Raw genomic sequence first — 24,160 nt, 5'->3', positions numbered from 1 at the left:
GTGCAGGTTGCCATGCAATGCGCCCATGGCTTGGGTACACTAATTGGATATCAAATAACGGGGCATTATCCCGAATCACTCGATGCTTGTCTTGTTGGAGACGTCATGGAATTTTCCGTTCAGACCACAAACCCAGCCACAGCCGAAACGGCTTGCCTCGTTCTCCCCGTATTTAAAGGTAGCGACTTATTGCCCGCAGTCGCCAAATTAGACGATGCTAGCGAGCGGTTGATTAGCCAATTATTAGAGCGCGGCGACTTCGATGCAGCGCTTGGCAACGTTCAGCTCGTCCCTTTTGCACCAGGTCTTGGTGCTGAACGTTTGCTAATGGTAGGCCTAGGCGAGCGTGACAAATGTCAGGAAGCAGCCTTTATCAAAGCCCTAGATGCAGCGATGACGGCATTAGCGAAACTGCCAGTGGATGAAGCCAGCGTCGCCTTTACTGATGTTCCCCTCGAAGGGCGTGACACGACCTGGAAAGCCCGCAAGACTTTCGAGTCAGCGGAGCGGGCGATTTATCGCTTTGACCAGTTTAAGTCGGCACCCACCAAGGCCCCAAGCCTTGCCAAGCTTAACCTGATTATCAGCGACGCCGACGAGGCCCCCTTGGCGAAGCAGGGTGCAGCACTGGGCACGGCCATCGGTCAGGGAATCAATTATACCCGCACCCTGGGCAACCTGCCTGGCAATGTCTGTACACCCCGTTACCTCGCTGAGCAGGCCGAGCAACTGGGGCGCGACTCAAGCGGTGTGCTTGAAGTAGACATTCTAGATGAGGACGCGCTGGAAGCACTGGGAGCAGGCTCGTTGCTCTCTGTTGGGCGTGGCAGCAAAGAGCCATCACGACTCATCGTGATGAAGTACCAGGGCGCAGAAAACCCAGAAGAAGCCCCCCATGTCCTAATCGGTAAAGGCATTACCTTTGACACTGGCGGCATTTCGCTAAAGCCCGGCGAAGGCATGGACGAAATGAAATTCGATATGGGCGGCGCAGCTAGCGTCTTCGGTACCGTGAAATCGGTGCTAGCAATTAAGCCCAGGCTCAACGTGGTATTTATTGTCGCCGCTGCTGAAAATATGCCTGATGGCGAGGCCACTAAACCCGGCGACATTATCAAAACCCTCAAAGGTTTGACGGTGGAGGTGCTCAACACCGACGCCGAAGGTCGCTTGGTGCTGTGCGATGCACTCACCTATGCCGAGCGTTTTACCCCAGCAAGCGTGGTTGATATTGCTACCCTGACCGGCGCCGTTATTATTGGGCTTGGTCACCACGCTACCGGGCTACTCTCCAACGATGATGACCTGGCGCTGGACCTACTCGATGCGGGCGAAGCCGCCTGGGATCGCGCTTGGCACTTGCCACTGTGGGATGAGTATCAGGAACAGCTGGACTCCAACTTCGCCGATCTGGCCAACATTGGCGGCCGCCCGGCAGGCACCATCACCGCCGCATGTTTCCTATCGCGTTTTGCCGACCACTTCCCCTGGGCGCACCTGGATATCGCGGGAACCGCTTGGCAGTCGGGCAAGCAGAAAGGCGCCACCGGCCGTCCAGTAGGGCTGTTAACCCAGTATTTACTTGATCGTGAGGCTGATGCACAAGTAGAAAATAGTGACGGCTAACACCACAATCAAGCGATCAACGGTTGCCTTTCGTTGACGTTAACGTTACATCTAAGGGCATTAACATGCGCGCTGTTTTCAGGGCGCATGTTACACCTTACACAACACTAACACTTGCCCTTCGGGGCTAGGCTATAGCGGAGAGAATACGCCGTGCCCACAGCTTCAGATACCCAGTTTGAATCTCATTTTGAAATACTGCCGTCCAATCAACCGATGGCCGATGAGATTCGTGACAACATTCTGCAAAACCCAGGTTTTGGTAAGTATTTCACTGACCATATGGCTCACGTCCGCTGGACAGTCGACGCTGACTGGCACGGCCACCAAGTACGCCCTTATGGTCCATTAACCCTCGATCCAGCGGCCTCGGTGTTGCACTACGGCCAGGAAATTTTCGAAGGGGTTAAAGCTTACCGCCATGCTGATGGCTCCATCTGGACGTTCCGCCCAGAGAAAAACGCCGAGCGTTTTCGCCGCAGTGCCCGCCGATTAGCGTTGCCGGAGCTTTCCGATGAAGATTTCATCGGTTCATTGAAAGCACTGCTGGCCCAAGACCATGCCTGGGTACCCACACCTTCCAGCGATACCGACGAGTGCAGCCTCTATCTGCGCCCGTTTATGATTGCTTCGGAAGCTTTTTTAGGCGTACGTGCGGCTCACGAAGTGGATTACTACGTGATTGCCTCCCCAGCAGCGGCCTACTTCAAAGGCGGCCTCAAGCCAGTTTCTATTTGGCTCTCTTCCCACTACAAGCGCGCAGCTCCTGGCGGTACCGGCTTTGCCAAGTGTGGCGGTAACTACGCGGCATCGTTGGCAGCGCAACAAGAAGCCACGGCCAATGGTTGCGGCCAGGTCGCGTTCTTGGATGCTGCCGAAAATAAGTGGCTCGAAGAGCTGGGCGGCATGAACCTGTTCTTCGTCTATAAAGATGGGCGTTTGGTAACTCCTCGACTAACCGATACCATTCTGGAAGGCGTTACCCGCAACTCCGTGCTTACCCTGGCAAAAGAGGCTGGTTTAACACCGGAAGAGCGCGCCATCAGCATTGATGAATGGCGCGAAGGCGCAGCGTCTGGCGAGATTACCGAAGTGTTCGCCTGCGGCACAGCAGCGGTCATTACCCCGATTGGCGAACTGGTCACCGAAAACGAGCGTATTCGCTTACAGGGCGATGGCAACAACGACATTGCCATGCGCCTGCGTAAAAAACTGCTCGACATACAGTACGGTCACAGCGAAGACAAGCACGGCTGGCTCACCCGGTTGGTATAAATCAGCAGGTATAACCCGGCTCCCTATCACCGCTAACAGCGGTGATAGGGAGGGGTTTTGAAAAAAAGCGCGAACCGCTGGAGTCTTTGATGGCACGTATCGATTTTTATATCCTTCCAGACACCACCTTAGAAGCACGCTTGCAGTTCGCCTGTAAGCTAGCCGAAACCATCCACCGCAAAGGGTATCGGCTACACCTGCACTGCGAAGACAAAGCCCTGGCCGAGCAGGCCGACGAAGCACTGTGGAATTTCCGCCCTGACGCTTACCTTCCCCACGCACTAGAAGGTAGCGGCGAAGCTGCCAGCGTGCCCATTACGCTGGGGTGGCAGCAACTGCCAGTACCCACGGAAGAGACTGCACTACTGAACTTACACCCCGATATTCCCGATGGCGTGGAGCGCTACGTCCGCATTGCCGAAATTATTAATCAGCACCAGCAGGTATTGGTCGCCAAACGCGCTTGCTGGCAGCGTTATAAAGAGCTGGGGCATGAGGTAGTACCACATAAGTTAGGGTAATAATCCTGCAGCTTGCATCACCCAAGGCCCTTGAGTGGTCTGGTGGCTACTGCCCGCCTCCGTGCTTGGATTAATCGCCATGCGCAACACAACCCACCCCTGACGCCTCACCCCGAGTCGCGCTATACTTGTCACCATTTTGCATCCTCGACCAATGAATTTGGCACCTCGCCACGCGGGGCGTCTCTGCTGTGAGTAACTCCATGGAAAAGACCTACCAACCCGAACAGATCGAAACCCGCTGGTACGAACGCTGGGAAGCCGATAACCGCTTCGCCCCAACAGGCCGTGGTAAGCCGTTTTCGATCATGATTCCGCCGCCCAACGTGACCGGCAGCCTACACATGGGCCACGCGTTCCAGGACACCATTATGGATACCCTGACGCGCTGGAAACGGATGCAGGGTAACAACACCCTGTGGCAGGTAGGCACCGACCATGCAGGTATCGCCACCCAAATGCTGGTGGAGCGCAAGCTTGCCGCTGAAGAGGGCAAAACCCGCCACGACCTAGGTCGCGATGCGTTTATCGACAAGGTGTGGGAGTGGAAAGAGGAGTCGGGTGGCCATATTACCCGCCAACTACGCCGCATGGGCGCCAGTGTTGATTGGTCTCGCGAACGCTTCACCATGGACGACGGCTTCTACAAAGCCGTTCAAGAAGTGTTTGTTCGCCTGCACGAAGAAAAACTGATCTATCGTGGTAAGCGGCTGGTGAACTGGGACCCTACCCTGCACACCGCCATTTCCGATCTGGAGGTAGAAAACAAGGAGCAGCAAGGCAGCTTCTGGCACTTTCGCTACCCCCTGGCGGACGGTGTCAAAACCGCCGATGGTAAAGACTATCTGGTCGTGGCGACGACACGCCCCGAAACCCTGCTAGGCGACACCGGTGTCGCGGTTAACCCCGACGATGCCCGTTACGCCTCTCTGGTTGGCAAGTTTATTGAATTGCCACTTGTGGGCCGCCGTATTCCTATCGTTGCCGACGAGCACGCCGATATGGAAAAAGGCTCCGGCTGCGTGAAGATCACCCCGGCCCACGACTTCAACGACTATGAAGTTGGCAAGCGTCAGAACCATCTGTTGATCAACGTCTTCACCAAGGATGCCACCATCCTTGAGCGCGCCGAAATCTTCGACCTTAAAGGTCAGCCACACCCTGATGAAGACGCCACCCTACCCGCCAAGTACGCGGGACTGGATCGCTTTGAAGCGCGTAAGCAGATTGTTGCCGACATGGATGCCCTGGGCCTGCTGGAGCAGGTAGAAGCGGTTAACAACACCCTTCCCTATGGCGATCGTTCCGGCGATGTAATCGAGCCACTGCTCACTGACCAGTGGTTTGTGGCCGTGGAAGAACTGGCCAAGCCCGCTATTGCCGCCGTAGAAAATGGCGATATCCAGTTCGTGCCGAAAAACTACGAAAACATGTACTTCGCCTGGATGCGCGACCTGCAGGACTGGTGTATTTCTCGCCAGCTGTGGTGGGGCCACCGCATTCCCGCCTGGTACGACGCCGAAGGTAATGTGTACGTTGCCCGCACTGAAGCGGAAGCCCGCGAGAAGCACGGGCTAGGCGATGGTATTACGCTTACCCAAGACGAAGACGTGCTCGACACTTGGTTCAGCTCGGGGCTGTGGACCTTTGGCACCCTCGGCTGGCCAGAAAAAACGCCAGAACTAGAGACCTTCCATCCCTCAAGCGTACTGGTCACCGGTTTTGACATCATCTTCTTCTGGGTTGCCCGGATGATCATGATGACACTCAAGTTCACCGGCGAAGTACCGTTCAAAACCGTCTACGTACACGGCTTGGTACGCGACGGCCAAGGCCAGAAGATGTCCAAATCCAAGGGCAACGTACTGGACCCCATCGACCTGATCGATGGCATTAGCCTGGATGAACTGCTAGAAAAACGCACCGGCAATATGATGCAGCCAAAGCAGGCCAAAGCAATTGCCAAAGCAACCAAGGAGGAATTTAAAGACGGTATTGAAGCCCACGGCACCGATGCCCTGCGCTTCACCTTCCTCTCCCAGGCCACCACCGGACGCGATATCAAGTTTGATATGAACCGTTTGGATGGTTACCGCAACTTCTGCAACAAGCTGTGGAATGCCTCCCGCTACGTGCTAATGAACGCCGAAGGCGAAGATTGCGGTATGGACGGTAGCGAAGTTGAGCTCTCCCTAGCGGACCGCTGGATTGTCTCCCAGCTGCAGAAAACCGAAGCCCAAGTCACCAAAGCGATGGATGAGTACCGCTTCGACCACGCATCCCAAGCGCTGTATGAGTTTGTCTGGAACGAGTACTGCGACTGGTATCTGGAGCTTTCCAAGCCTGTTTTATGGGACGAAAAAGCCAGCGCAGAAGCTAAACGTGGTACCCGCCGTACCCTGGTTCGCGTATTGGAAACCATTCTGCGCCTAGCCCACCCGATGATGCCCTACATCTCGGAAGAAATTTGGCAGCGCGTTGCGCCATTGGCAGGTACCTACGTAGGTGATGGCGCATCCATCATGCTCCAAGCCTGGCCGGAAGCGGACGAAAGCAAAATCGACGAGCAGGCCACCCGAGATATCGAATGGCTGAAAGGTGTGATTATCGCAGTGCGTAACATCCGCGCCGAGATGAACATTGCCCCCGGCAAACCGCTGGACGTACTGCTGACCAAAGGCAAACCGGAAGACGCCGAGCGCCTGGAAAACAACCGCCACTTCCTAGCCAAGCTGGCTAAACTGGAAAGCGCTACTTGGCTAGCCAACCCAGACGATGCACCGCTCTCAGCCACACAGCTAGTGGGCGATATGGAAGTGCTGGTGCCGATGGCAGACCTGATCGACAAAGATGCTGAACAAAAACGCCTAGCTAAAGAAATTGAAAAGCAGGAAAAATTAATCGGCGGCATCGAGAAGAAACTCGGCAATGACGGCTTTATCGCCAAAGCTCCAGTAGCCGTGGTGGAGAAAGAGCGTGGCAAACTCGCTGAATTCCAAGCTGCCAAAAAGCTGCTGGAAGAGCAACAAGCGAAGATCGCAGCGCTATAGAGTGAACGATTAGCTAGACTAAAGACGGCACCTGAGGGTGCCGTCTGCATTTTGCTTACACTAACGCCGAGTCGACCCTATGGCGAGAACGATGGCGAGAACGATGGCGAAAATACTGCTGGTTCTAGCGTTTATCTATGCCCTGGTGGTAGCGCTGATGTGGGCCTTCCAGGAGCGCCTGCTGTACCTACCTAACGCCGGCCGCGAACATATTGCCACCCCAGCCGAGCGGGGGTTGGCATGGGAAGAAGTGACGCTAACCACCGAAGACGGTGTGGCCCTTAATGCCTGGTGGATACCCGCCCCAGAGCCCCGCGCCAACCTGCTGTTCTTCCACGGCAATGCGGGCAATATTTCCCACCGGTTGGAGAGCATCGCTCAGTTCCACCGCTTGGGGCTGTCGGTATTCATCGTCGATTATCGCGGCTATGGCCATAGCGAGGGTCGTCCTTCCGAAGCAGGCACTGCACTGGATGCTCGCGCCGCCTGGCACTGGCTGCGCGATGAGGCCGAAAGTGAGACCGACGAGATCATCTTATTTGGCCGCTCGCTGGGCGCGGCAGTAGCCGCAGAACTTGCCGCGAGCCTCGAAGGGCAACAAACAACGCCCGCAGCGGTAATCCTTGAGTCACCGTTTCGCTCGGTGCCAGATCTCGCTCAGCAGCTCTACCCCTTCCTGCCAGCGCGCTGGCTGGCACGTATCAACTACCCAGTAGAGACATACGTTGCACGTATCTCGGTACCGCTACTGGTGATCCACAGCCGTGACGATAAAATCATTCCCTTCACCGAAGGTGAAGCGGTGTACCGGGCAGCCCAGGAACCAAAGCAGCTACTGGAGATTTATGGCGGTCACAACACCGGCTTCAGGGATAGTGAGCCGGCCTATTCCGAGGGAATCGATGCCTTTTTGCGCGCTTACAACAACGGTGAGCATACTTAATTGCTCAACTTAGCCAATCTGCGCTTTAAGCTGCTGCTTTCTATACTCACCTATCTTATTTCATCCTGTACTGCACGATAAAAGGGCACTGCAACCTGGGAAAACAACGCTATCCCCCAAACCAAGTTGCCCACGACAGACGGTACATAGGGGAAGATCGCGAATAACAGCAAGGTCACCACGATTCCAAAAACTCTTACGCCAGCAGAATGATAGCGCCGAGTTGTATCACGCCCTTCTACCACATGCTGCAAGATCCAAAGAGAGCCCAAAAAGACCACCAAGCCAATGTTACCAATCATGCCATAGCCCAATGGGTAGGGTTCCATAAACCCAACATAAACCTCGCCTGCCAGTGCGACTCCAACCAGTACTGCGCTCCACATGATGGCAATATGGGTAAGCCAATACGTTACTATAAATGCTGTTTTTTGGCTTTTGGGCTGAGCATTTCCCACACAATCGAAATAGATCCAAGCCAACGCAAACAGGGAAAGGCCACCCATAATAAAATTAACCAGCGTATCTGGCCCTACCAAGCTGATACTCTTTTGGCTGAGCGTGACGACCAGTTTAAAGAAGCCTTCGCCTAGCAAAATCAGCATCAACAGGCCAAACCGCTCTGAGATATGGTGTAGCCGAGGGCTGAAGCGCTCAAAGCGCAGCGTACCTATACGTGGCAACATATACTGTAACTGTATCAGTACAATTCCGGCGCCAAAGACCCAGTAGGCAAGTGGTCGAGGTAACACAGCGGACAAGGCAAAGAGTCCGGCAAGTATAAAGAAATTACGCCCCTGTTCAGCAGCCAGTGACGTTGTTTCTGCTCCCACACGCCTCGCTCGCCAGTACAAATAAGCCGTCAACGCCCGATTGAAAGCATAGCCAAGCGCGAAATAGACCCACCCTCCCTCTAGCACTTCCGGAATAGCTGCCGCGATGACCATCATGGTCACTATCTGAAACGCCATAATTGTTCGGTGGGGAATATCTGTCGAGATATATAAAGAGTTGTAGACAGAACTGTCAGCCCAGGCAAAGAATACCGCCAAAAACATACCTGAAAAAACCAAAAACCCAGAAATATCAAGATGGTTAGACAGGAAGTTGCCCAGCATAAAGATGGTGACGACGTGCACCAAATCAAAAAACAGCTCTACCCAATGCACATGATCGTTGGCATCCTCAGCATCCAGGTGGTGGCGTGGTTTACGCCAGACAGGAAAATTTCTTAACGTCATTGATCATTACTCCTGATTTGACGACCTCAGCACTTGGCTCTGTAATACCGGCACTACCCAGTCTATAAATGCTTCGAGACGCCGCGTCATGTGCTCACGATGTGGATACAACAAAGTGATAGGCATGGGCTCGGGTACTGCCATCGGCAGGATACTCACCAGCCTTCCTGACTCCAGGTGATGGAGCACATCGTAACGAGGGACCTGAATTAGCCCCAGGCCAGCCAGTGCACCAGCAATGAGTGCTTCTGCCGTGTTCACGGTGACCCGGGCAGGAAGCAATACACTCTCCACCCGACCTTCTTGCTCATACTCCCAGCTCTCAACGCTGCCCGTCATGGACGAAACGAACGCAACAATGCGATGCGTGGATAGATCCTCGGTCGTCTTAGGAATACCAAAGCGGGCTAGATAAGCAGGGCTCGCACAATTGCATAGCGGCAAACTGCCAAGCGGCCGGGCAATAAGATTGCTATCTGCCAGCGCCCCCACTCGGATCACGCAGTCCACACCCTCGCCTACCAAATCCACCGCTCGGTCAGTCACCCCCATCTGAATATCGATATCCGGGTACTGGTCGAGGAAATCTGGAAGTGCTGGTACTAACACCCGCCGGCCTAGTCGCCCAGGGACATTGATACGCAGCTTGCCACTGGGGGCCCCCACTTCAGTAGAAAAGGCACCTGCCAGCCGCTCGTAATCCTCCAACAGTAACAGTGACTGCTTATACAGCAGCTGGCCCTCTTGGGTGACATCAAGTGCCCGTGTCGTACGATTAATTAACCGAGCCCCCAACGCACTCTCTAAATCTTTCACCGCTGTCGATACCGTAGAGCGAGGAATACTAAGACTCTCCGCAGCACGTGTGAAGCTCATGCAATCAACCACGCGGGTAAAAATATGCAGCCTTTCGAGCCGATCCATTCCCCTCACCTTATTGTTCGTAATTCTCGACAAATGCTGTCAGTTTACGCCGGTTTATACCAATGCCAAGCCTGACGAGAATGAGTCTGCAAGCCGATATCAATGCTCGGCGTAAAAGCAACCGCATTTGATCCCAAAATACCAAAAAGGTGATAAACATGGCGGCATACGATTTTAAAGACAAAGTAGTACTTATCGCTGGTGGTGCGAAAAACCTCGGCGGCCTCCTAAGCCGTGAAGTTGCGCAAGAAGGTGCCAAAGTCGTGGTGCATTACAACAGCGATGCCACTCGTGCCGAGGCCGAAGACACGGTTAATGCGGTGAAAAACTTGGGTAGCGACGCCTACATGACCCAAGCTGATTTAACCAAGCCAGCCAATGTGGAGGCACTTTTTCTAGAAGCCAAAAATACATTCGGAGGCATCGACGTAGCCATCAACACAGCAGGTATGGTGCTGCGCAAGCCCATAGTGGAGACGAGCGAAGACGAATATGACACCATGTTCGATATCAATGCCAAGGCAGCTTATTTCTTCATTAAGGAATCAGGCAAGCATCTAAACGACCACGGCAAGGTCATCACCGTTGTCACCTCCTTACTCGCTGCCTTTACTGACGGCTACTCCACCTATGCTGGAGGCAAATCCCCTGTGGAGCATTTCACTCGTGCGGCGGCCAAAGAGTTTGCGGGACGCGGCATTTCGGTAACCGCCGTCGGTCCAGGCCCCATGGACACCCCTTTCTTCTACGGGCAGGAAACTCCAGAAAGGGTGGGGTTCCATAAATCCCAATCACTCAATGGGGACCTTACCAAGATCGAAGACATTTCCCCCATTATCCGCTTCCTAGCAACAGACGGTTGGTGGATTACCGGACAAACGATTTTTGCCAACGGCGGCTATACAACGCGCTAATCAAGCAAATCGGCTGGCTCAGTGCCAGTCGATTCTGCATAATTAAAGCGCTCTCTTGCACTGGAGGTTCATATGCACACGCTGATGATTATCTGCGCTGGTTTGGTACTCTTTGCTATTCTGGCATTTGCTGGCAGGCTCGCACCTGCTTTTCGCCCCCACTATTTCATTGTCTTTGCTGTCCTCTGGTTATTCGCTTCTTGTATCAATTTATGGGTCGGCGTAGTTCACGCGGGATACTCCTTTATGTATGAGTTGCCGTTCTTTTTGATCGTTTTCTTAGTCCCCGTCATCATTGCCTACCTGGTTAAGAAAAAGTATCTCTGAGCACCATTAAACATTTCCTAGGGGCCGTGACACATAATTATAATTTACATCACTCAACATATAACGACACGGACAGCTCAATGCCCACACCTGTAGAGGCGCGCTTGCAGGCACTGAAAAGCACCCTGCAACAGGCGGGGATTGCTTACCAATCGCTCTCATCAATGGCAGATACCGGGCTGGCCCACGACCATGTGTGGATTCATCGCGATGGCAATGATTGGGTTGCGCGGCTACCCAAGCAGAGTCAGATGAACCTGGCACCTGCGGATAATCTGGCTTATGAAGCCGCCTGCTATAAGCGGGCCAGCCAAGGGAGACATGTACCACATCTGCATGGTGTTCTGTCAGTCAGCGTGACCCTGCCCCGTGGCGGGCTGCTGGTGGATGCTGTTAAAGGCCGACTGGCGCAACTGCCGCAGGATTTACCGCGCATCGCTGAGACCCTGGCCAGCTTGCACCGCTTAGCGCTACCAGAGCATACCGAACCACTACTAGCACCTGCCGACCCATGGCAGGCCATGCGCGATGAAGTCAGCCGCCAGGCAGAGTGGTTGGAAAAAGCCGACTTGAATACAGAGATTATCGTACGTATTCGCGACGAGCTGGATGCACTGCCCTCTACACTGTCAGATGCCAAGCGCTGTCTGATCAGCTTTGATACTCATCCCGGCAATTTTCTGGTCACTCAGGATGGTCGTGCGATTTTGGTGGATCTGGAAAAGTGCCGCTACGGCCTACCAGGCATTGATTTAGCCCACACCTCGCTTTACACCTCGACCACCTGGGATGTTAATAGCCAAGCGGTGCTTACCATGGATGAGGTGATCACCTTTTACCGCCGCTGGCAGGCATCTATGGGTGAAACACCGAGTGCGGAAACCCTGGTGGCCTGCCGCCGCGCTACCTGGCTGTGGTCGCTTACCTGGTGCGCTAAGTGGCGTGCCCAGTACCTGCACAGCAGGGATACCGAATATCGCGGTCAGGACTGGTCGGCAGAACTCACCGATGCTGCGGTGATTGCCCACGTGCGCGACCGTGTTGAGCACTACCTCTCACTGCCAATCATTGATCACGTTCACAGCGAGCTCCAGTGTTTGCAAGCCTCCCTATAACGCTTCGAACTGACTCAATTCAGTTTTCTGGATCATCAACTTGTTTGGGGTGCTTCGCTTGAGGTGGTTCACTTGAGGTGGTTCACTTGAGATAATCCGCTGCCCCACGTGAATGTACGTCATCTCCCGCTGCCAAAATATCTCAGTTTCAAGCTCTCCAAGGTGCCATCCTCTTGCAGGTCCAGTATCTGCAAGGTGATAGGCAATGTAAGGCTACTTTCGTGTGGAAAGGCAAAGCCGTATTTGTCTGGGTGAAACAGGTTCCCGACCACCTCCAACCTCTCTTCAAAGTGGGTATGGGCATAATGTTCGAGAATCGGCGCATCCCCGACGATTGCGTCGACCCGCCCCTCTTGTAACGCATTGACTGAAACATCAATGTTGGGAAAAGAGCGCGTGGAGATACCAAGTTCTTGCAGATACTTCTCTGCTGCACTGCCGGTGAAAACACCTATGGTTTTCCCTGGCAGATCAGATAGTGCCGTAATACCCCGCGTCAGAGATACGGTGGTCATCACGCTGGTCACGGACGACGTTATATAAGCGATAATCACAACACCAACGGCCAACCAGATGGCTTGCCAGAAACGCCCGACCCAGCCGAATAGATTCTTGCGTGCGATACGCTTCGACGTAACAGCGAGCATGACGTGGTAGAAGCTCTCCGCAACACCCTCGCGCCAAAGTCTAGGGAAATCGGGATCAAAGCGGCGGTCGAACAATGTCAGAGCGATGGTGGCAAAGGCAATAATTGACAGAAGCCAGGCATAGGCCTTCAGATGGCCAGCATCTTGGAGTCCGCCCACGACGCCCCAAAAGCCACCGCCCCCCTGATCTGGCACCATGATCCGCAGCCCAGCATCATACCAAGGCTGCGTGAAAGCGATAGTTTCAGCGCGGTCACGGGTAATGGTCAGGTTGGTCACCGCCGCATCGACCTCGTTTTCGGCAGTAGCCCGCACAAGATCACGAAAGGTAGGGTATTTAGCGTAGTGAAAATCAAGCCCCAACCGCTCTGCAACGATTTCCCATAACTCGATAGCTATCCCGGAATATTGCCCTTCGCCACGGTCTTCAACAAAAGGTGGGCTAACATAGACACCAACCGTTATACCGGTGGTGAGTTCTGCTTCCGAGACATCCTGCGCTACCACCTGCGTTGCACCTAGTGCAATAAGCGCCAAGACTGCATAAAAGACCAGCTGAAATCTACACCCTCTTTTCCCTCGCGCCCTCCCGGCCAGTATTAGGCCGACAGCTACCAAGTGCCTTTTCATCCTCCAACCATTCTTTTGTCTAGTCATATACTCTTCCTGTTGAGCAGCCCCTGCACCTTATGTGCCTGGATTTCCCCTTACACAGACAATGGCATCACCAATTAAGAGTGGGAATACCGGCAACAAATGGCCCTCAAAGGCATTTATAGTGGTTCAATAAAATCGGATACCAGCTCAGGTGATAATATTGCCAATACTAGCGTGGAATCTGATGAATAAAACCTAACACTTACAAGAAGGCTACCGTGGATAACGTTTCGAACTTACTCAATATGAGGTGTGCGATGCCGAATAACCGCAACTCCCTACGTGCTACGGTTGCTATGGCAGTGCTGGCCCTTGCCCTTCCGGCAGCGGCTACCCCCCACACCAGTGACTGGCAAAGCATAATGGCGGAAGCCAAAGGCCAAACTGTTTACTGGAACGCCTGGGCCGGTGAAGAGCGCATTAACACCTATATCAGTTGGGTGGCACAGCAGGTCGATGCCCGCTACGGCGTAGAACTGGTTCACGTTAAACTCGGTGATACATCTGAAGCGGTGTCTCGCGTACTGGCTGAAAAGCAAGCGGGCAACGACGAGCGCGGTAGCGTGGATATGATCTGGATTAACGGCGAAAACTTTGCCGCCATGAAAGCTAATGGGCTGCTGTTCGGTCCCTGGGCGGATGCTATGCCCCACTATCCGTTAACCGATCCTGACAACACGCCCGCCGTGCGCTACGACTGGACAATTCCAGTGGATGGCCTGGAATCCCCCTGGAGCAGCTCCCAGGTAGTTTTTTATTACGACACGGCACTGGTTGAAAACCATCCGAACAACATGGCAGAGCTACTTGAGTGGGCCACGCTCAATCCCGGTGAATTCACTTACCCGCAGGTACCCAACTTTTTGGGCAATGCGTTTATTACCCAGGCGATGCTGGAACTAAGCGACAGCACCAAGCTCTTCTACGAACCCATGCAGGCAGAGGATTTTGATACCGCCACGGCAGCACTGTGGGAGTTTCTCGATGAGCTACATCCTCACCTGTGGCGCTCGGGGCGTGCCTTTCCTTCCAACAGCGCTGACCTGCGCAGCCTGATGGGCGACAGTGAAATCAGCATTGCACTGTCGTTTAGCGCCACCGAAGCCTCCGGGGCTATCGCTAACCATGAGCTGCCTGACACCGTCAGAAGCTACGTCCATGATAGCGGTATGATTGGCAATATGAGCTTTATGGCCATTCCCTATAACGCCCAACACAAAGCAGGCGCCATGGTGGTGGCCAACTACCTAATGTCACCAGAAGCACAGGCTGAAAAGCAGGATCCGAAAGTGTGGGGAAGCGGCACGATCTTAGCCATGGACATGCTGTCGCCCGAGGAGCGCGCACTGTTTGATGATATTGATCTGGGTATCGCGACACTGCCACCGAGTGAGCTTGGTGAACTCCTGGGGCAGCCGCACCCAAGCTGGGTCGATGCCATTGCTGAAGCATGGCAAACACGCTATGTGAACTAAGCAATGCTACTGCGTTTAGCACCTTGGGTGATGATAGCGTTACTCACCGTTCCTTTGGCGGCAGGACTACTAATGGTGCTGCTGCCTGCCTTTGGTTATTTGCCAGTCCTGGGGGGCGACACCTTCCACCTGGAGGCGTGGCAAGCATTGTGGGCACGCGCCGGTCTGCACCGCTCAATACTCCTGAGCTACTTCAGCGGTCTCATCACCACCCTAGTCGCCCTGTTTATCGTGGTGCTATTTCTGGCCGCCAACCAAGGCACCTGGCTTGACCGTACTATTCGGCGCTTAGTCTCGCCGTTGCTGGCTATTCCCCATGCGGCCGTGGCCTTTGGCTTAGCCTTTTTGATTGCCCCTTCAGGGCTGCTGGCACGCTGGCTCTCGCCTGGAGTAACGGGGTGGGAGCGCCCCCCCGACCTACTGATCGTCAACGACCCGCTGGGGCTCGCGCTAATGGCAGGTCTGGTACTTAAAGAAGTACCCTTTTTACTGCTGATGAGCTTGGCGGCATTGGCGCAACTCCACCCCGAGCGCCGAGTGACCCTGGCCCGCTCACTAGGCTACGCCCCAAGTATTGCTTGGTTAAAGTGCGTTTTCCCAGCCCTCTACCCATTGATTCGGCTGCCAGTTTACGCGGTGATTGCCTATGCAACCTCCGTAGTGGATATGGCGCTGATTCTTGGCCCGACCCTACCACCAACACTAAGTGTTTCGATTATCACTTGGTTTAACGACCCCGACTTAAGCCGCCGTTTTATGGCCTCTGCCGGGGCGGTACTGCAGTTGGGCGTTACCCTGGCGGCACTACTCACCTGGTGGCTGGGAGAACAGGCTGTCCAACGCCTTAGCCAACGATGGTTAGTCAATGGGTCTCGCCTATCAGGCTCAGCAGCAATTGCGTTTGGCGGCCGAGCATTGTTGTCGACCGTCACACTCCTGGCAATGAGTGCCCTTGCTGGGCTGGCGCTGTTTTCAGTGGCAGGTTTTTGGCGTTTTCCTGATGCTTTGCCGGGCACCTTTACGCTGGATCATTGGCAGCGCATTCTGCCCAGTGTCACCACACCACTGATCAATACGTTGAGTATCGGGCTAAGCGCAACACTGATTGCTGCGTTCCTGGTCGTAGCAACACTGGAGCACGCAGCACGCCACCACCTACCCGCCCGGCGGGTACAGTGGCTACTGTATTTGCCGCTGATCGTGCCACAAGTCGCCTTTCTGTTTGGCCTGGTTGTAGCCGCTGAAAGCGTTGGCATTCGCCCCCAGCACGCCCTGGTAGTAGCCGCCCACCTGCTATTTGTAGTGCCGTATCTCTATTTATCCCTTTCAGAAGCCTATCGGCGGCTAGACCCGCGTTGGGTTCAAGTGGCACTGTCACTGGGTGCTCCACCCTGGCGAGCCTTCTGGCAAATACGCCTACCGCTACTGCTAGCCCCGCTGCTAACCGCCTGCGCGGTGAGTTTAGCAGTCAGCATCGGGCAGTATTTACCAACACTACTGCTCGGCGGTGGGCGCGTCCCTACCATTACCACCGAAGCCGTTGCCATGGCATCAGGCGGCAACCGGCGACTCATCGCGGTATTGGCACTTCTACAAGCACTACTGCCCTTTATTGGTTTTAGTCTGGCGCTATTGATTCCCCGCTTAGTGTGGGCAAAACGCCGCCAGATGCGAGGAGCTGCATGACCCCCATCCCCCAAATTTTGCACATCAAGCAAATGAAGATCACCCTGGAAGGCCAAACGCTGCTCGCCATAAATCAGCATATAGCACCTGGGGAAGTACTCACGGTGATGGGCCCTTCCGGCTCGGGAAAGTCCACGTTACTGGCTTATCTAGCCGGTTTTTTATCACCGGCCTTTCAGGCCCAAGGTGAGCTCTATTTAGGCGATAAACGCCTGGATACACTGCCCGCCGAACAGCGGGGCATTGGCCTGCTATTCCAGGACCCGATGCTGTTTCCCCATTTGAGCGTGGCAGGTAATTGCCGCTTTGGCCTGCCCCGTCGCACCCAGAACAAAACCGAGCGAATAACAAAAGCGCTGGAACAGGTGGGGCTAGCGGGCTTTGAAGCCCGCGACCCGGCCACCCTTTCCGGCGGCCAGCAAGCCAGAGTGGCGCTGATGCGTCTCCTGCTTTCCCAGCCTCAAGCGGTGCTGCTGGACGAACCTTTCTCCAAACTAGACACGGCGCTGCGCCAGGAAATGCGTACCCTGGTGTTCGGCCAGCTACGAGAAGCGGGGCTGCCGACGCTACTGGTCACCCACGACGAGGCTGATGCTGCCGCAGCTGGAGGTCCAATCATTGCCCTTGGTTAACGACAGCGCCCCCCCTCCCAGGTTGAGCATCGTGATTCCGATGCTCAACGAGGCCCCAGGTATTGAAGCAGCACTGGCCCCGCTACAGCCATTGCGTGCTGACAGTGTTGAAGTGATTGTGGTGGATGGCGGCAGTACGGATAACAGCGTAGTGCTGGCGACCCCGCTAGCGGATAGAGTGTTTGCCTGTAAGCCAGGCCGAGCAAAACAGATGAACCATGGTGCACACCATGCCCTTGCACCTGCACTGCTATTTTTACATGCTGATACCCACTTCTGCCCAGGTGATGAAGAGCGTGCTGTAGCAAGCATCGAAGACGCACTAAATACTCACGACTGGGGACGGTTTGATATTCGCTTAGCGGGTCAAAGCCGGTTATTGCCCATGGTCAGTATCCTAATGAATCTGCGCTCACGGTGCACCGGAATCGCCACCGGCGACCAGGGCATATTTATGCGCAGAGAGACGTTTTTGATCGTTGGCGGTTTTCCTGACCAGCCACTGATGGAAGATATTGAGCTAAGCAAGCGGCTGAAAAACCTGGCTCCCCCCGCCTATCTAAGCGCCAAAGTGATAAGCTCAGGTAGGCGCTGGGATAAGCTTGGCGCCTGGAAAACCATCTTCCTGATGTGGCGGCTACGTTACCGCTACTGGCGCGGCGTTAGCGCCAGCCAACTGGCCAAGGAGTACCACAATGCCCGCTGAACCACCGGTCACCTTGCACCTTTTGGCCAAAGCACCACTGCCAGGGCAGGCAAAAACACGCTTAATTCCTTGCCTGGGGCCAGAAGGTGCGGCGCAAGCCCACGCCTGTATGGTACGCCACTGTGTCGCCACTGCCTGCGACGCACTTGGCGCTGAACACGTTACGCTATGGACCTCACTAGATCACCAGCACCCGCTGTTTAGGGAATTACAGACCCATTACGGGATAACGCTTGCCGCCCAACAGCAGGGTGATGTGGGGATGCGGGTTCGCCATGCGCTGAAGAGCGCCCAAGGCCCGGCCATGGTGATGGGCACGGATTGCCCCAGTATTACTGTTGCCATGTTAAAGCTGTGCAGTACCGCGCTAAAAAGTGTTCCGGTGGTTATTTTACCTGCTGAAGATGGCGGCTACGGCTTGATTGGCACTCACGACGACTACCCCAGCTTGTTTGAGAATATCCCCTGGGGCACCGATCAAGTACTCAACGTCACTCGCCAGCGACTTGCCGCACAAGCCCTCGAGACTGCTTTCCCCGACACCATGTGGGACATTGATCGCCCCGAAGATTGGCTGCGCTGGCAGCACTCTCTGCATGCTCAGCAATGACCCTGATCCCACAACACCCTTAGGAAGCCCTCATTGAACCGACAACGACTGCTGATTATCACCCTGCTGCTACTGGCCGTGCTTGGCTTCTACCTAAGCGGCGCCCACACGTTTTTCAACTTGGAAACGCTGCAAGCTTATCGCAGTGATTTCCAGTCAGCCTTTCAGCAATCCCCTTGGCAGGTAGCGGGTATCTTCTTTGCGGTGTATGTGATTATGGCGACACTGTCGCTGCCCGGTGCTGCACTGCTGACGCTGTTGGGCGGCGCCTTGTTTGGCTTGGGTTGGGGGCTGTTGATTATCTCTTTTGCCAGCACCATCGGCGCAACACTGGCTTTCCTGCTCTCGCGCTTTCTGTTCCGCCAGCCAATTGAAAAGCGCTTTCCTCGCCAGTTTGAAACGGTGAACCGGGGCGTGGAGAAAGACGGAGCACTTTATCTCTTCACCCTGCGTCTGGTGCCAATCTTCCCCTTCTTTATGATTAACCTAGTGATGGGGCTAACGCGACTTAAAACCACCACCTTCTACTGGGTTAGCCAACTAGGCATGCTGCCCGGTACAGCGGTTTATGTGAACGCAGGCGGGCAACTAGGTGAGCTAGAAAATCTGAGCGGTATTATTTCACCGACACTGATTGCCTCGTTTGCGCTGCTGGCGGTATTCCCCTGGATAGCACGGCGCATTGCTCTGGCGGTACAAAAGCGCAACGCTTACCGTGGCTTTACCCGCCCTTCTCATTTTGATTACGACATCGTGGTGATTGGTGGCGGCTCAGCGGGGCTCGTCACCAGCTATATCGCCAGTGCTGTAAAAGCCAAAGTCGCCCTGGTGGAAAAGCACAAAATGGGTGGTGACTGTTTGAATACAGGCTGCGTGCCCTCTAAAGCACTGATTCGCGCCGCCCGTGCTGCCCATGAAATCCGCACGGCTAAACGCTTTGGGGTCAGCGCCAGCGAACCAGAGATTGATTTCAGCAAAGTGATGGGCCATGTCCATCAAGCCATTAGTGACATAGAACCCCACGATAGCGTTGAGCGCTACACCAAACTGGGCGTGGACGTATACCAAGACCACGCCACCCTAACGTCACCCTGGGAAATTAAGGTAGGCGAGAAAGTTCTGACTGCGCGGCATATCGTGCTGGCCACCGGCGCACGCCCTTGGGTGCCACCACTGCCCGGTATTGAGCACGCCCCTATCCTCACCTCGGAAAACTTATGGTCGCTCACCAAATTGCCTAAGCGCTTAGTGGTACTGGGAGGGGGCGCTATTGGCTGTGAGCTTAGCCAAAGTTTTGCCCGCTTAGGCAGCCAAGTGACACTAATAGAGGGAGCACCACAACTGCTCGGTCGTGAAGATACGGAAGTGGGCGAATACCTTGAGCGCACGCTCACCCAAGAAGGCGTTACCGTAATAACGAGCGCCAAGGCGCTGGAAGTCTGCCAGCACGACCAGCAGCACCAATTGGTGGTCGAGCATAATGGCGAACGCACTCTTTTTGAATTCGACTACCTGTTGGTGAGTGCTGGACGGCAAGCCAACGTGGAAGGCTTAGGGCTCGAAGCGCTAGGCATTACGACCACCCAAGGTGGCACCTTGGCGCTTAACGAACGTTTGCAAACCCGATTACCCAATATTTGGGCCTGTGGTGATTTGGCAGGGCCTTTTCAGCTCACCCACGCCGCTGCTCATCAAGCGTGGCATGCCGCAGTCAATGCGCTGTTTGGCGAACTAAAAAGTTTTGTGGTGGATTACCGCTTCATGCCCGCCGTCATCTATGTTCAGCCGGAAGTAGCTCGGGTCGGGCTAAACGAAAAAGAGGCGACCGCCAAAGGTGTGGCGTTTGAGGTCACCCATTACTCCATGAGCGAAAGCGACCGTGCCATCGCCGAAGGTGCTACTGAAGGGTTTATCAAGGTACTCACGGTGCCCGGAAAAGACAAAATCCTAGGCGCAACCATCGTGGCAGAAAACGCTGGGGAGTGGTTGGGTGAATTTACTATCGCCATGAAGCATGGACTGGGGCTAAATAAGCTGCTGGGTACGATACACCCTTACCCGACCCTGGGTGAGGCCGCCAAGGCCACCGCAGGCGTGTGGAAAAACGCCCACAAGCCAGAGCGAGTGCTGGCATTATTGAAGCGCTACTTCAATTGGCGGCGTGGCGACTAAACCTGAAGAGGCTGCGAATAGCTCTCCATCGTTAGTCGAGCAGTCGCTTATTTGGGCTGTCTGGCACCGAATATGCTTTGGCAAACGTCTCCATCACTTCGCGTACAACTTTTTGTTGCGCCGCTGGCAGGCTGCGATATAGCGACAACATTTGTCGCTCCTCGCTGCTGGAGGAAACATCCCAGGAAGCAGAAGACTCGTTGATATTATACGCGGCGGCTTCCCCATAGCGTAAATAATGGGGATCAACAGATAGCCACCGTGCCAGCACCTGCAGTTTGTCCTGGCTTGGGATCGAGTCGCCACGCAGCCAGCGACGTACAGCCTGAAAGGTAATTGGCTTCCCCCAGTAGCGCAGATTGAACTCTCGCTCCAGCACTGATGGCCGTTCATCGTAACCAGCCGCTTGCATGGCGGCTTTTAAGCGCTCGGCAAACATTATTTTTTCATTCATGCCGCCAATGTGAAGCGATTGTTCAATAACAGTTGAATAACGGTTCACCTTTTGATTGAATCATTAATTCAATTTTGAGCTTTCGCTCTAACAGCCAGAGCGAGCAGCTATGCTAAGCGCTACAGCGTGGCGCTTGAGGAGTCATAAAGGATGAGTGGCACACTATCTACATCAATCGATAATCTGTGTCATGAACTTGCACTCTTATGCAGTTCAGCAAGCCCTATGGATCTTTTTGAACGCTTGGCAAAAATGCTACATGTGTACACACAAGGGAAAACCGTTGCGCTCTATCGTCGCTTAAGCACGGACGAGCTTCGCTTGGCATACTGCCACCCGGAGGAGAGTACACTAGGCTTGCCCTCTTCCTTTCTGACTGTTCGTTGCTACGATGATCTCGCCGCTGCAGAGTTACAAATTTATGAATTAAAGGGAGAGCAAGGAGTATGGGGGTATATAGGACACCCACCTACTGCATGTGCCGAGCCAAATCAGCGGATTAAGCTACTCGTCACTATGGCTTCACAGCGCTTGCACTTATTAAAAGCTGAGAGTATGGCGGCACGTCAATTTGGTCTAAAGTCTCGCCGCATGCAGCTCTCTAGAGATATTAAACGCCTCACCTCTATTGATGATATTTTGCAGCATCACGGCGCAAGTTGGTGCGATATCTTCCAAGCAGATGGCATTGTGCTTGCCTATCAAGGAGAGCTACATTGCTTTGGAAAACACCCCTCTAAGCATCAGTTATCTAAGCAATTACAGACGTTTTGCTGGCAAAACCCCCATGAAGAACTCGTTGAGTTGAATGGCAGTTGCCAAGGGTGCTTGGCGGCTCAGCTAAGCGTTGCGAGTGCCTCTTTAGGCTGGTTACTGCTTTTTCGCCGCCAGCCGCTACTCCCCGACCTAATCGCGCATTCGACACTACAAAACTCGCTGAGCTATTGGATGCCACTGGAAGCTTCAATGGCTCTTGAGTTGGCAGATGATCTGGCGGTGGCCATTACTGCCCTGGAAATCTCCTACCTAAATCATCAGTTAACCATGACCAACCAATTGCTTAGGGATTTAGCCCATACTGACACTCTGACCCAATGCTGGAACCGCTACTACACAGAACTTATTATTGAAGAACTCACGCAATCAGCCACTCCTTTTACGCTGCTGATGTTTGATATTGATGATTTTAAAAGAATTAATGATACCTACGGCCATGCAACAGGTGACAATATTTTGCGTGATATTACCCACCTGGTGAAGAAAACACTACGTAGTGATGACCATTTAGGCCGCTGGGGAGGAGAGGAGTTCATTGTTATTAGCAAAGGGGTAGATCAAGGCGCGAGCTCACAATTAGCCAACCGGCTTTGTCGCTGTGTAGAAGAGTTTGCGTTCCCAATTACTGATCGAGTGACGATTAGTATCGGTTTTACCCTTACCCAACCAGATGATCAGCCACACCAGCTGCTTGAACGGATCGACAAGGGCATGTACTTGGCAAAAACTGCAGGTAAAAATCAAGTTGTCATGTGTTAATAAGGGACCATGCCTTAGGTCACTTGTATGCCGCATCTCTTACTAATCGGCGCCGGTCACGCCCACGCCTTTGTGCTGGAAGCATTCGCTCAGCGCCCTGACCCCAATATTGTCATCACCGTAGTGAGTGACAATGCGCTGGCTGCGTACTCCGGTAGCATACCTGCATGGCTATCAGGGGAGTACAGCTTACGTGAGACACAAATCGACGTGGCAGCGCTATGCCAGCGGGCCGGCGCAACCTTAGTGCAATCGCCTGCTGTCGCTTTGGATACCAAGGCTCGCCGGGTTACGTTGGCTAATGGAGATATCGTCAGCTTCAACGTTGCTTCGCTCAACGTGGGTTCTACCCTGGCGACGCCTGCAAATAGTGGCGAAAACCTCCCCTACCTGCTGACCATGCGCCCGCTAAGCTCACTGCATCACCGCTGGCAGTTGCTCCTCAATGAAGTCGAACAGCTTCCCCATGGATCTCACCAGCGCGTGGTTAGCGTTGGCGGCGGCGCTGCAGGCTGTGAAACCTTGATGAGCGTATTGGCAAAACTACGCCAACAGCGCCCAGATATTACCTGGCAGGGCGCGCTGGTAAATGCCTCTGATACGCTGCTACCCGACGCGGGTCGGCTTCCTCGCTGGCTAATAAGGCGGGCGATGCGCCGAGCGGGCATTGCGGTACACCACAGCATTCATGGGATAGCGCTGGCGAATGGTGGCGTACTCACCTCTGAAGGTGAGCTCATTGATGCGGATATCGTGCTATGGGCAACGGGCGCGGTGGGACACCTGTGGTTGTCAGAGACCGCACTACCGCTCGACGAGCAACGCTTTATCCATGTCGATAAAACATTGGCCGTGTCAGGTACCACGACGCTGTTTGCCGCTGGAGATTGCGCGCAGTTTCAGCCTCCACTACCTAAAGCTGGGGTATATGCCGTGCGCCAGGGGCCACTGCTTGCCGAGAATTTACGCTCAGCCTGTCACGGTGAACCATTGACCGCGTGGCAACCACCTAAGCACGTCCTAGCGCTCATCGGCACTGGCGACGGGCATGCCATTGCCAGCAAGGGTGCCATTGGCTTCTCTGGGCGCTGGGTATGGCAATGGAAAAAGCGGATTGATGCGCGCTTTATCGCCCGCTTCAACCCGCCTTTTTAACGCTGCAGGATCAGATCGTTTTCAGAAGCGGCTAGTTGGCTTCGCGCCAGCCGCCCAATACCCGGCTATCCGGGCCAAAGAACACTAACCGGTCGTGGTCAATCAGATAGCGGTAAGCAGTGTCGAGCATATCCGTTACCCGCTTGGCGTCTTCCATATTTGGGCAGGCCATGCGTGTCGAGGCAAGCTGACTAAATTCAATACGTTGGTTTTCCCCCAGTTTGACGCTGCCAGTAAAGCGGTTACAACCATCCGAACCGCTTACCTGCCCGTCACGTCCAATCTGAAAAAATGGCGTAGCGGGTAGTGATACCCGCTCATCGGTGCCTACCAGCAATAAATTCCAGCGTTGCTCAACCAAGGGCCCTGAGAGCGTGGTACTTTCCGCTTTTCCTGCACTCTCTTTCTCCGGCGCGCTGCTACACGCACTGATTAGTAGTGCGGCAGCAACACCTACTAGCGCAGCTCCAACATTGATCGTCACTTTATCGTTC

At 54.4% G+C, this 24,160-nt stretch carries 21 protein-coding genes; 16 read left to right on the top strand and 5 right to left on the bottom strand.

The features are described from left to right. Positions 1 to 105: 105 nt before the first annotated feature. The 5 genes from CPA45_RS03740 (at position 106) to CPA45_RS03720 (ending at position 7,415) form a co-directional block, all read left to right on the top strand. Positions 106 to 1,626: a leucyl aminopeptidase gene (locus tag CPA45_RS03740; RefSeq protein ID WP_096650305.1), complete on the top strand. Its 1,521-nt coding sequence runs from the start codon at positions 106 to 108 to the stop codon at positions 1,624 to 1,626. A 153-nt stretch (positions 1,627 to 1,779) separates the two neighbouring features. Continuing rightward, positions 1,780 to 2,901, top strand: coding sequence for a branched-chain amino acid aminotransferase (locus tag CPA45_RS03735; protein WP_096650304.1), 1,122 nt, complete (start codon positions 1,780 to 1,782; stop codon positions 2,899 to 2,901). Positions 2,902 to 2,990: 89 nt separating this feature from the next. Next, entirely contained in the window at positions 2,991 to 3,422 is a 432-nt protein-coding gene (locus CPA45_RS03730) for a DNA polymerase III subunit chi (RefSeq protein WP_096650303.1), read from the top strand. A gap of 203 nt (positions 3,423 to 3,625) precedes the next feature. Next, the gene (locus CPA45_RS03725; RefSeq protein WP_096650302.1) at positions 3,626 to 6,472 is read left to right on the top strand and encodes a valine--tRNA ligase; all 2,847 of its coding nucleotides are present in this window, start codon (positions 3,626 to 3,628) and stop codon (positions 6,470 to 6,472) included. A gap of 103 nt (positions 6,473 to 6,575) precedes the next feature. Further along, on the top strand, positions 6,576 to 7,415 hold the full coding sequence (locus tag CPA45_RS03720) for an alpha/beta hydrolase (protein ID WP_244287518.1): 840 nt from the start codon (positions 6,576 to 6,578) through the stop codon (positions 7,413 to 7,415). 50 nt (positions 7,416 to 7,465) lie between these two features. Here the strand turns inward: CPA45_RS03720 and CPA45_RS03715 are convergent, their stop codons facing one another. Further along, positions 7,466 to 8,656: a low temperature requirement protein A gene (locus CPA45_RS03715; protein ID WP_096650300.1), complete on the bottom strand. Its 1,191-nt coding sequence runs from the start codon at positions 8,654 to 8,656 to the stop codon at positions 7,466 to 7,468. Between the two features lie 6 nt (positions 8,657 to 8,662). Then, complete coding sequence (locus tag CPA45_RS03710; protein ID WP_096650299.1) at positions 8,663 to 9,580, bottom strand: LysR family transcriptional regulator; 918 nt, start codon at positions 9,578 to 9,580, stop codon at positions 8,663 to 8,665. Between the two features lie 158 nt (positions 9,581 to 9,738). Between CPA45_RS03710 and CPA45_RS03705 the strand changes: the two genes are divergently transcribed. The 3 genes from CPA45_RS03705 to CPA45_RS03695 all read left to right on the top strand — a co-directional run bounded on the left by CPA45_RS03705 (position 9,739) and on the right by CPA45_RS03695 (position 11,936). Continuing rightward, positions 9,739 to 10,494 carry an SDR family oxidoreductase gene (locus CPA45_RS03705; protein ID WP_096650298.1) on the top strand — a complete coding sequence of 252 codons (756 nt, stop codon included), beginning with the start codon at positions 9,739 to 9,741 and terminating at the stop codon, positions 10,492 to 10,494. Between the two features lie 72 nt (positions 10,495 to 10,566). Then, positions 10,567 to 10,821 (top strand): hypothetical protein, encoded by a 255-nt coding sequence (locus CPA45_RS03700; protein WP_096650297.1) that lies wholly within the window; start codon positions 10,567 to 10,569, stop codon positions 10,819 to 10,821. Positions 10,822 to 10,901: 80 nt separating this feature from the next. Beyond that, on the top strand, positions 10,902 to 11,936 hold the full coding sequence (locus tag CPA45_RS03695) for a phosphotransferase family protein (RefSeq protein WP_096650296.1): 1,035 nt from the start codon (positions 10,902 to 10,904) through the stop codon (positions 11,934 to 11,936). A gap of 119 nt (positions 11,937 to 12,055) precedes the next feature. Here the strand turns inward: CPA45_RS03695 and CPA45_RS03690 are convergent, their stop codons facing one another. Beyond that, entirely contained in the window at positions 12,056 to 13,240 is a 1,185-nt protein-coding gene (locus CPA45_RS03690) for a transporter substrate-binding domain-containing protein (protein WP_208858454.1), read from the bottom strand. Positions 13,241 to 13,497: 257 nt separating this feature from the next. Between CPA45_RS03690 and CPA45_RS03685 the strand changes: the two genes are divergently transcribed. The 6 genes from CPA45_RS03685 to CPA45_RS03660 are packed head-to-tail and all read left to right on the top strand — an operon-like array spanning position 13,498 to position 20,521. Then, positions 13,498 to 14,715, top strand: coding sequence for an ABC transporter substrate-binding protein (locus CPA45_RS03685; RefSeq protein ID WP_096650294.1), 1,218 nt, complete (start codon positions 13,498 to 13,500; stop codon positions 14,713 to 14,715). A gap of 3 nt (positions 14,716 to 14,718) precedes the next feature. Continuing rightward, a complete protein-coding gene (locus CPA45_RS03680) occupies positions 14,719 to 16,401 on the top strand; it encodes an ABC transporter permease (RefSeq protein ID WP_096650293.1) in 1,683 nt (560 codons plus the stop codon). Continuing rightward, a complete protein-coding gene (locus CPA45_RS03675) occupies positions 16,398 to 17,033 on the top strand; it encodes an ATP-binding cassette domain-containing protein (protein WP_096650292.1) in 636 nt (211 codons plus the stop codon). The genes CPA45_RS03680 and CPA45_RS03675 overlap by 4 nt, the downstream gene beginning before the upstream one ends. A 31-nt stretch (positions 17,034 to 17,064) precedes the next feature. Further along, positions 17,065 to 17,739 carry a TIGR04283 family arsenosugar biosynthesis glycosyltransferase gene (locus CPA45_RS03670; protein ID WP_279628794.1) on the top strand — a complete coding sequence of 225 codons (675 nt, stop codon included), beginning with the start codon at positions 17,065 to 17,067 and terminating at the stop codon, positions 17,737 to 17,739. Then, the gene (locus CPA45_RS03665; protein ID WP_096650290.1) at positions 17,729 to 18,349 is read left to right on the top strand and encodes a TIGR04282 family arsenosugar biosynthesis glycosyltransferase; all 621 of its coding nucleotides are present in this window, start codon (positions 17,729 to 17,731) and stop codon (positions 18,347 to 18,349) included. The genes CPA45_RS03670 and CPA45_RS03665 overlap by 11 nt, the downstream gene beginning before the upstream one ends. 33 nt (positions 18,350 to 18,382) lie before the next feature. Next, positions 18,383 to 20,521 carry an FAD-dependent oxidoreductase gene (locus CPA45_RS03660; RefSeq protein WP_096650289.1) on the top strand — a complete coding sequence of 713 codons (2,139 nt, stop codon included), beginning with the start codon at positions 18,383 to 18,385 and terminating at the stop codon, positions 20,519 to 20,521. Positions 20,522 to 20,552: 31 nt separating this feature from the next. Here CPA45_RS03660 and CPA45_RS03655 read toward each other — a convergent pair whose 3' ends face one another. Continuing rightward, on the bottom strand, positions 20,553 to 21,023 hold the full coding sequence (locus tag CPA45_RS03655) for a transcriptional regulator (protein WP_279628793.1): 471 nt from the start codon (positions 21,021 to 21,023) through the stop codon (positions 20,553 to 20,555). A gap of 102 nt (positions 21,024 to 21,125) precedes the next feature. Here CPA45_RS03655 and CPA45_RS03650 point away from each other — a divergent pair, with 102 nt between their 5' ends. Then, a complete protein-coding gene (locus CPA45_RS03650) occupies positions 21,126 to 22,511 on the top strand; it encodes a GGDEF domain-containing protein (RefSeq protein ID WP_096650288.1) in 1,386 nt (461 codons plus the stop codon). A gap of 27 nt (positions 22,512 to 22,538) precedes the next feature. Further along, a complete protein-coding gene (locus tag CPA45_RS03645; RefSeq protein WP_096650287.1) occupies positions 22,539 to 23,666 on the top strand; it encodes an FAD-dependent oxidoreductase in 1,128 nt (375 codons plus the stop codon). Between the two features lie 31 nt (positions 23,667 to 23,697). Here CPA45_RS03645 and CPA45_RS03640 read toward each other — a convergent pair whose 3' ends face one another. After that, complete coding sequence (locus tag CPA45_RS03640) at positions 23,698 to 24,150, bottom strand: META domain-containing protein (RefSeq protein ID WP_244287517.1); 453 nt, start codon at positions 24,148 to 24,150, stop codon at positions 23,698 to 23,700. Between the last annotated feature and the right edge of the window lie 10 nt (positions 24,151 to 24,160).

The sequence above is a fragment of the Vreelandella nigrificans genome (genome assembly GCF_002374315.1).
Taxonomy (GTDB): Bacteria; Pseudomonadota; Gammaproteobacteria; order Pseudomonadales; family Halomonadaceae; genus Vreelandella; species Vreelandella nigrificans.
This window is presented reverse-complemented; position numbering and strand designations above follow the sequence as displayed.

Bases quoted from the DNA above. Each gene is read 5' to 3' on its own strand.
- CPA45_RS03690 (WP_208858454.1), bottom strand. From the start codon at position 13,240: ATGACTAGACAAAAGAATGGTTGGAGGATGAAAAGGCACTTGGTAGCT.
- CPA45_RS03740 (WP_096650305.1), top strand. From the start codon at position 106: ATGGAATTTTCCGTTCAGACCACAAACCCAGCCACAGCCGAAACGGCT.
- CPA45_RS03675 (WP_096650292.1), top strand. From the start codon at position 16,398: ATGACCCCCATCCCCCAAATTTTGCACATCAAGCAAATGAAGATCACC.
- CPA45_RS03715 (WP_096650300.1), bottom strand. From the start codon at position 8,656: ATGACGTTAAGAAATTTTCCTGTCTGGCGTAAACCACGCCACCACCTG.
- CPA45_RS03645 (WP_096650287.1), top strand. From the start codon at position 22,539: ATGCCGCATCTCTTACTAATCGGCGCCGGTCACGCCCACGCCTTTGTG.
- CPA45_RS03730 (WP_096650303.1), top strand. From the start codon at position 2,991: ATGGCACGTATCGATTTTTATATCCTTCCAGACACCACCTTAGAAGCA.
- CPA45_RS03705 (WP_096650298.1), top strand. From the start codon at position 9,739: ATGGCGGCATACGATTTTAAAGACAAAGTAGTACTTATCGCTGGTGGT.
- CPA45_RS03680 (WP_096650293.1), top strand. From the start codon at position 14,719: ATGCTACTGCGTTTAGCACCTTGGGTGATGATAGCGTTACTCACCGTT.
- CPA45_RS03650 (WP_096650288.1), top strand. From the start codon at position 21,126: ATGAGTGGCACACTATCTACATCAATCGATAATCTGTGTCATGAACTT.
- CPA45_RS03710 (WP_096650299.1), bottom strand. From the start codon at position 9,580: ATGGATCGGCTCGAAAGGCTGCATATTTTTACCCGCGTGGTTGATTGC.
- CPA45_RS03695 (WP_096650296.1), top strand. From the start codon at position 10,902: ATGCCCACACCTGTAGAGGCGCGCTTGCAGGCACTGAAAAGCACCCTG.
- CPA45_RS03700 (WP_096650297.1), top strand. From the start codon at position 10,567: ATGCACACGCTGATGATTATCTGCGCTGGTTTGGTACTCTTTGCTATT.
- CPA45_RS03685 (WP_096650294.1), top strand. From the start codon at position 13,498: ATGCCGAATAACCGCAACTCCCTACGTGCTACGGTTGCTATGGCAGTG.
- CPA45_RS03720 (WP_244287518.1), top strand. From the start codon at position 6,576: ATGGCGAAAATACTGCTGGTTCTAGCGTTTATCTATGCCCTGGTGGTA.
- CPA45_RS03725 (WP_096650302.1), top strand. From the start codon at position 3,626: ATGGAAAAGACCTACCAACCCGAACAGATCGAAACCCGCTGGTACGAA.
- CPA45_RS03665 (WP_096650290.1), top strand. From the start codon at position 17,729: ATGCCCGCTGAACCACCGGTCACCTTGCACCTTTTGGCCAAAGCACCA.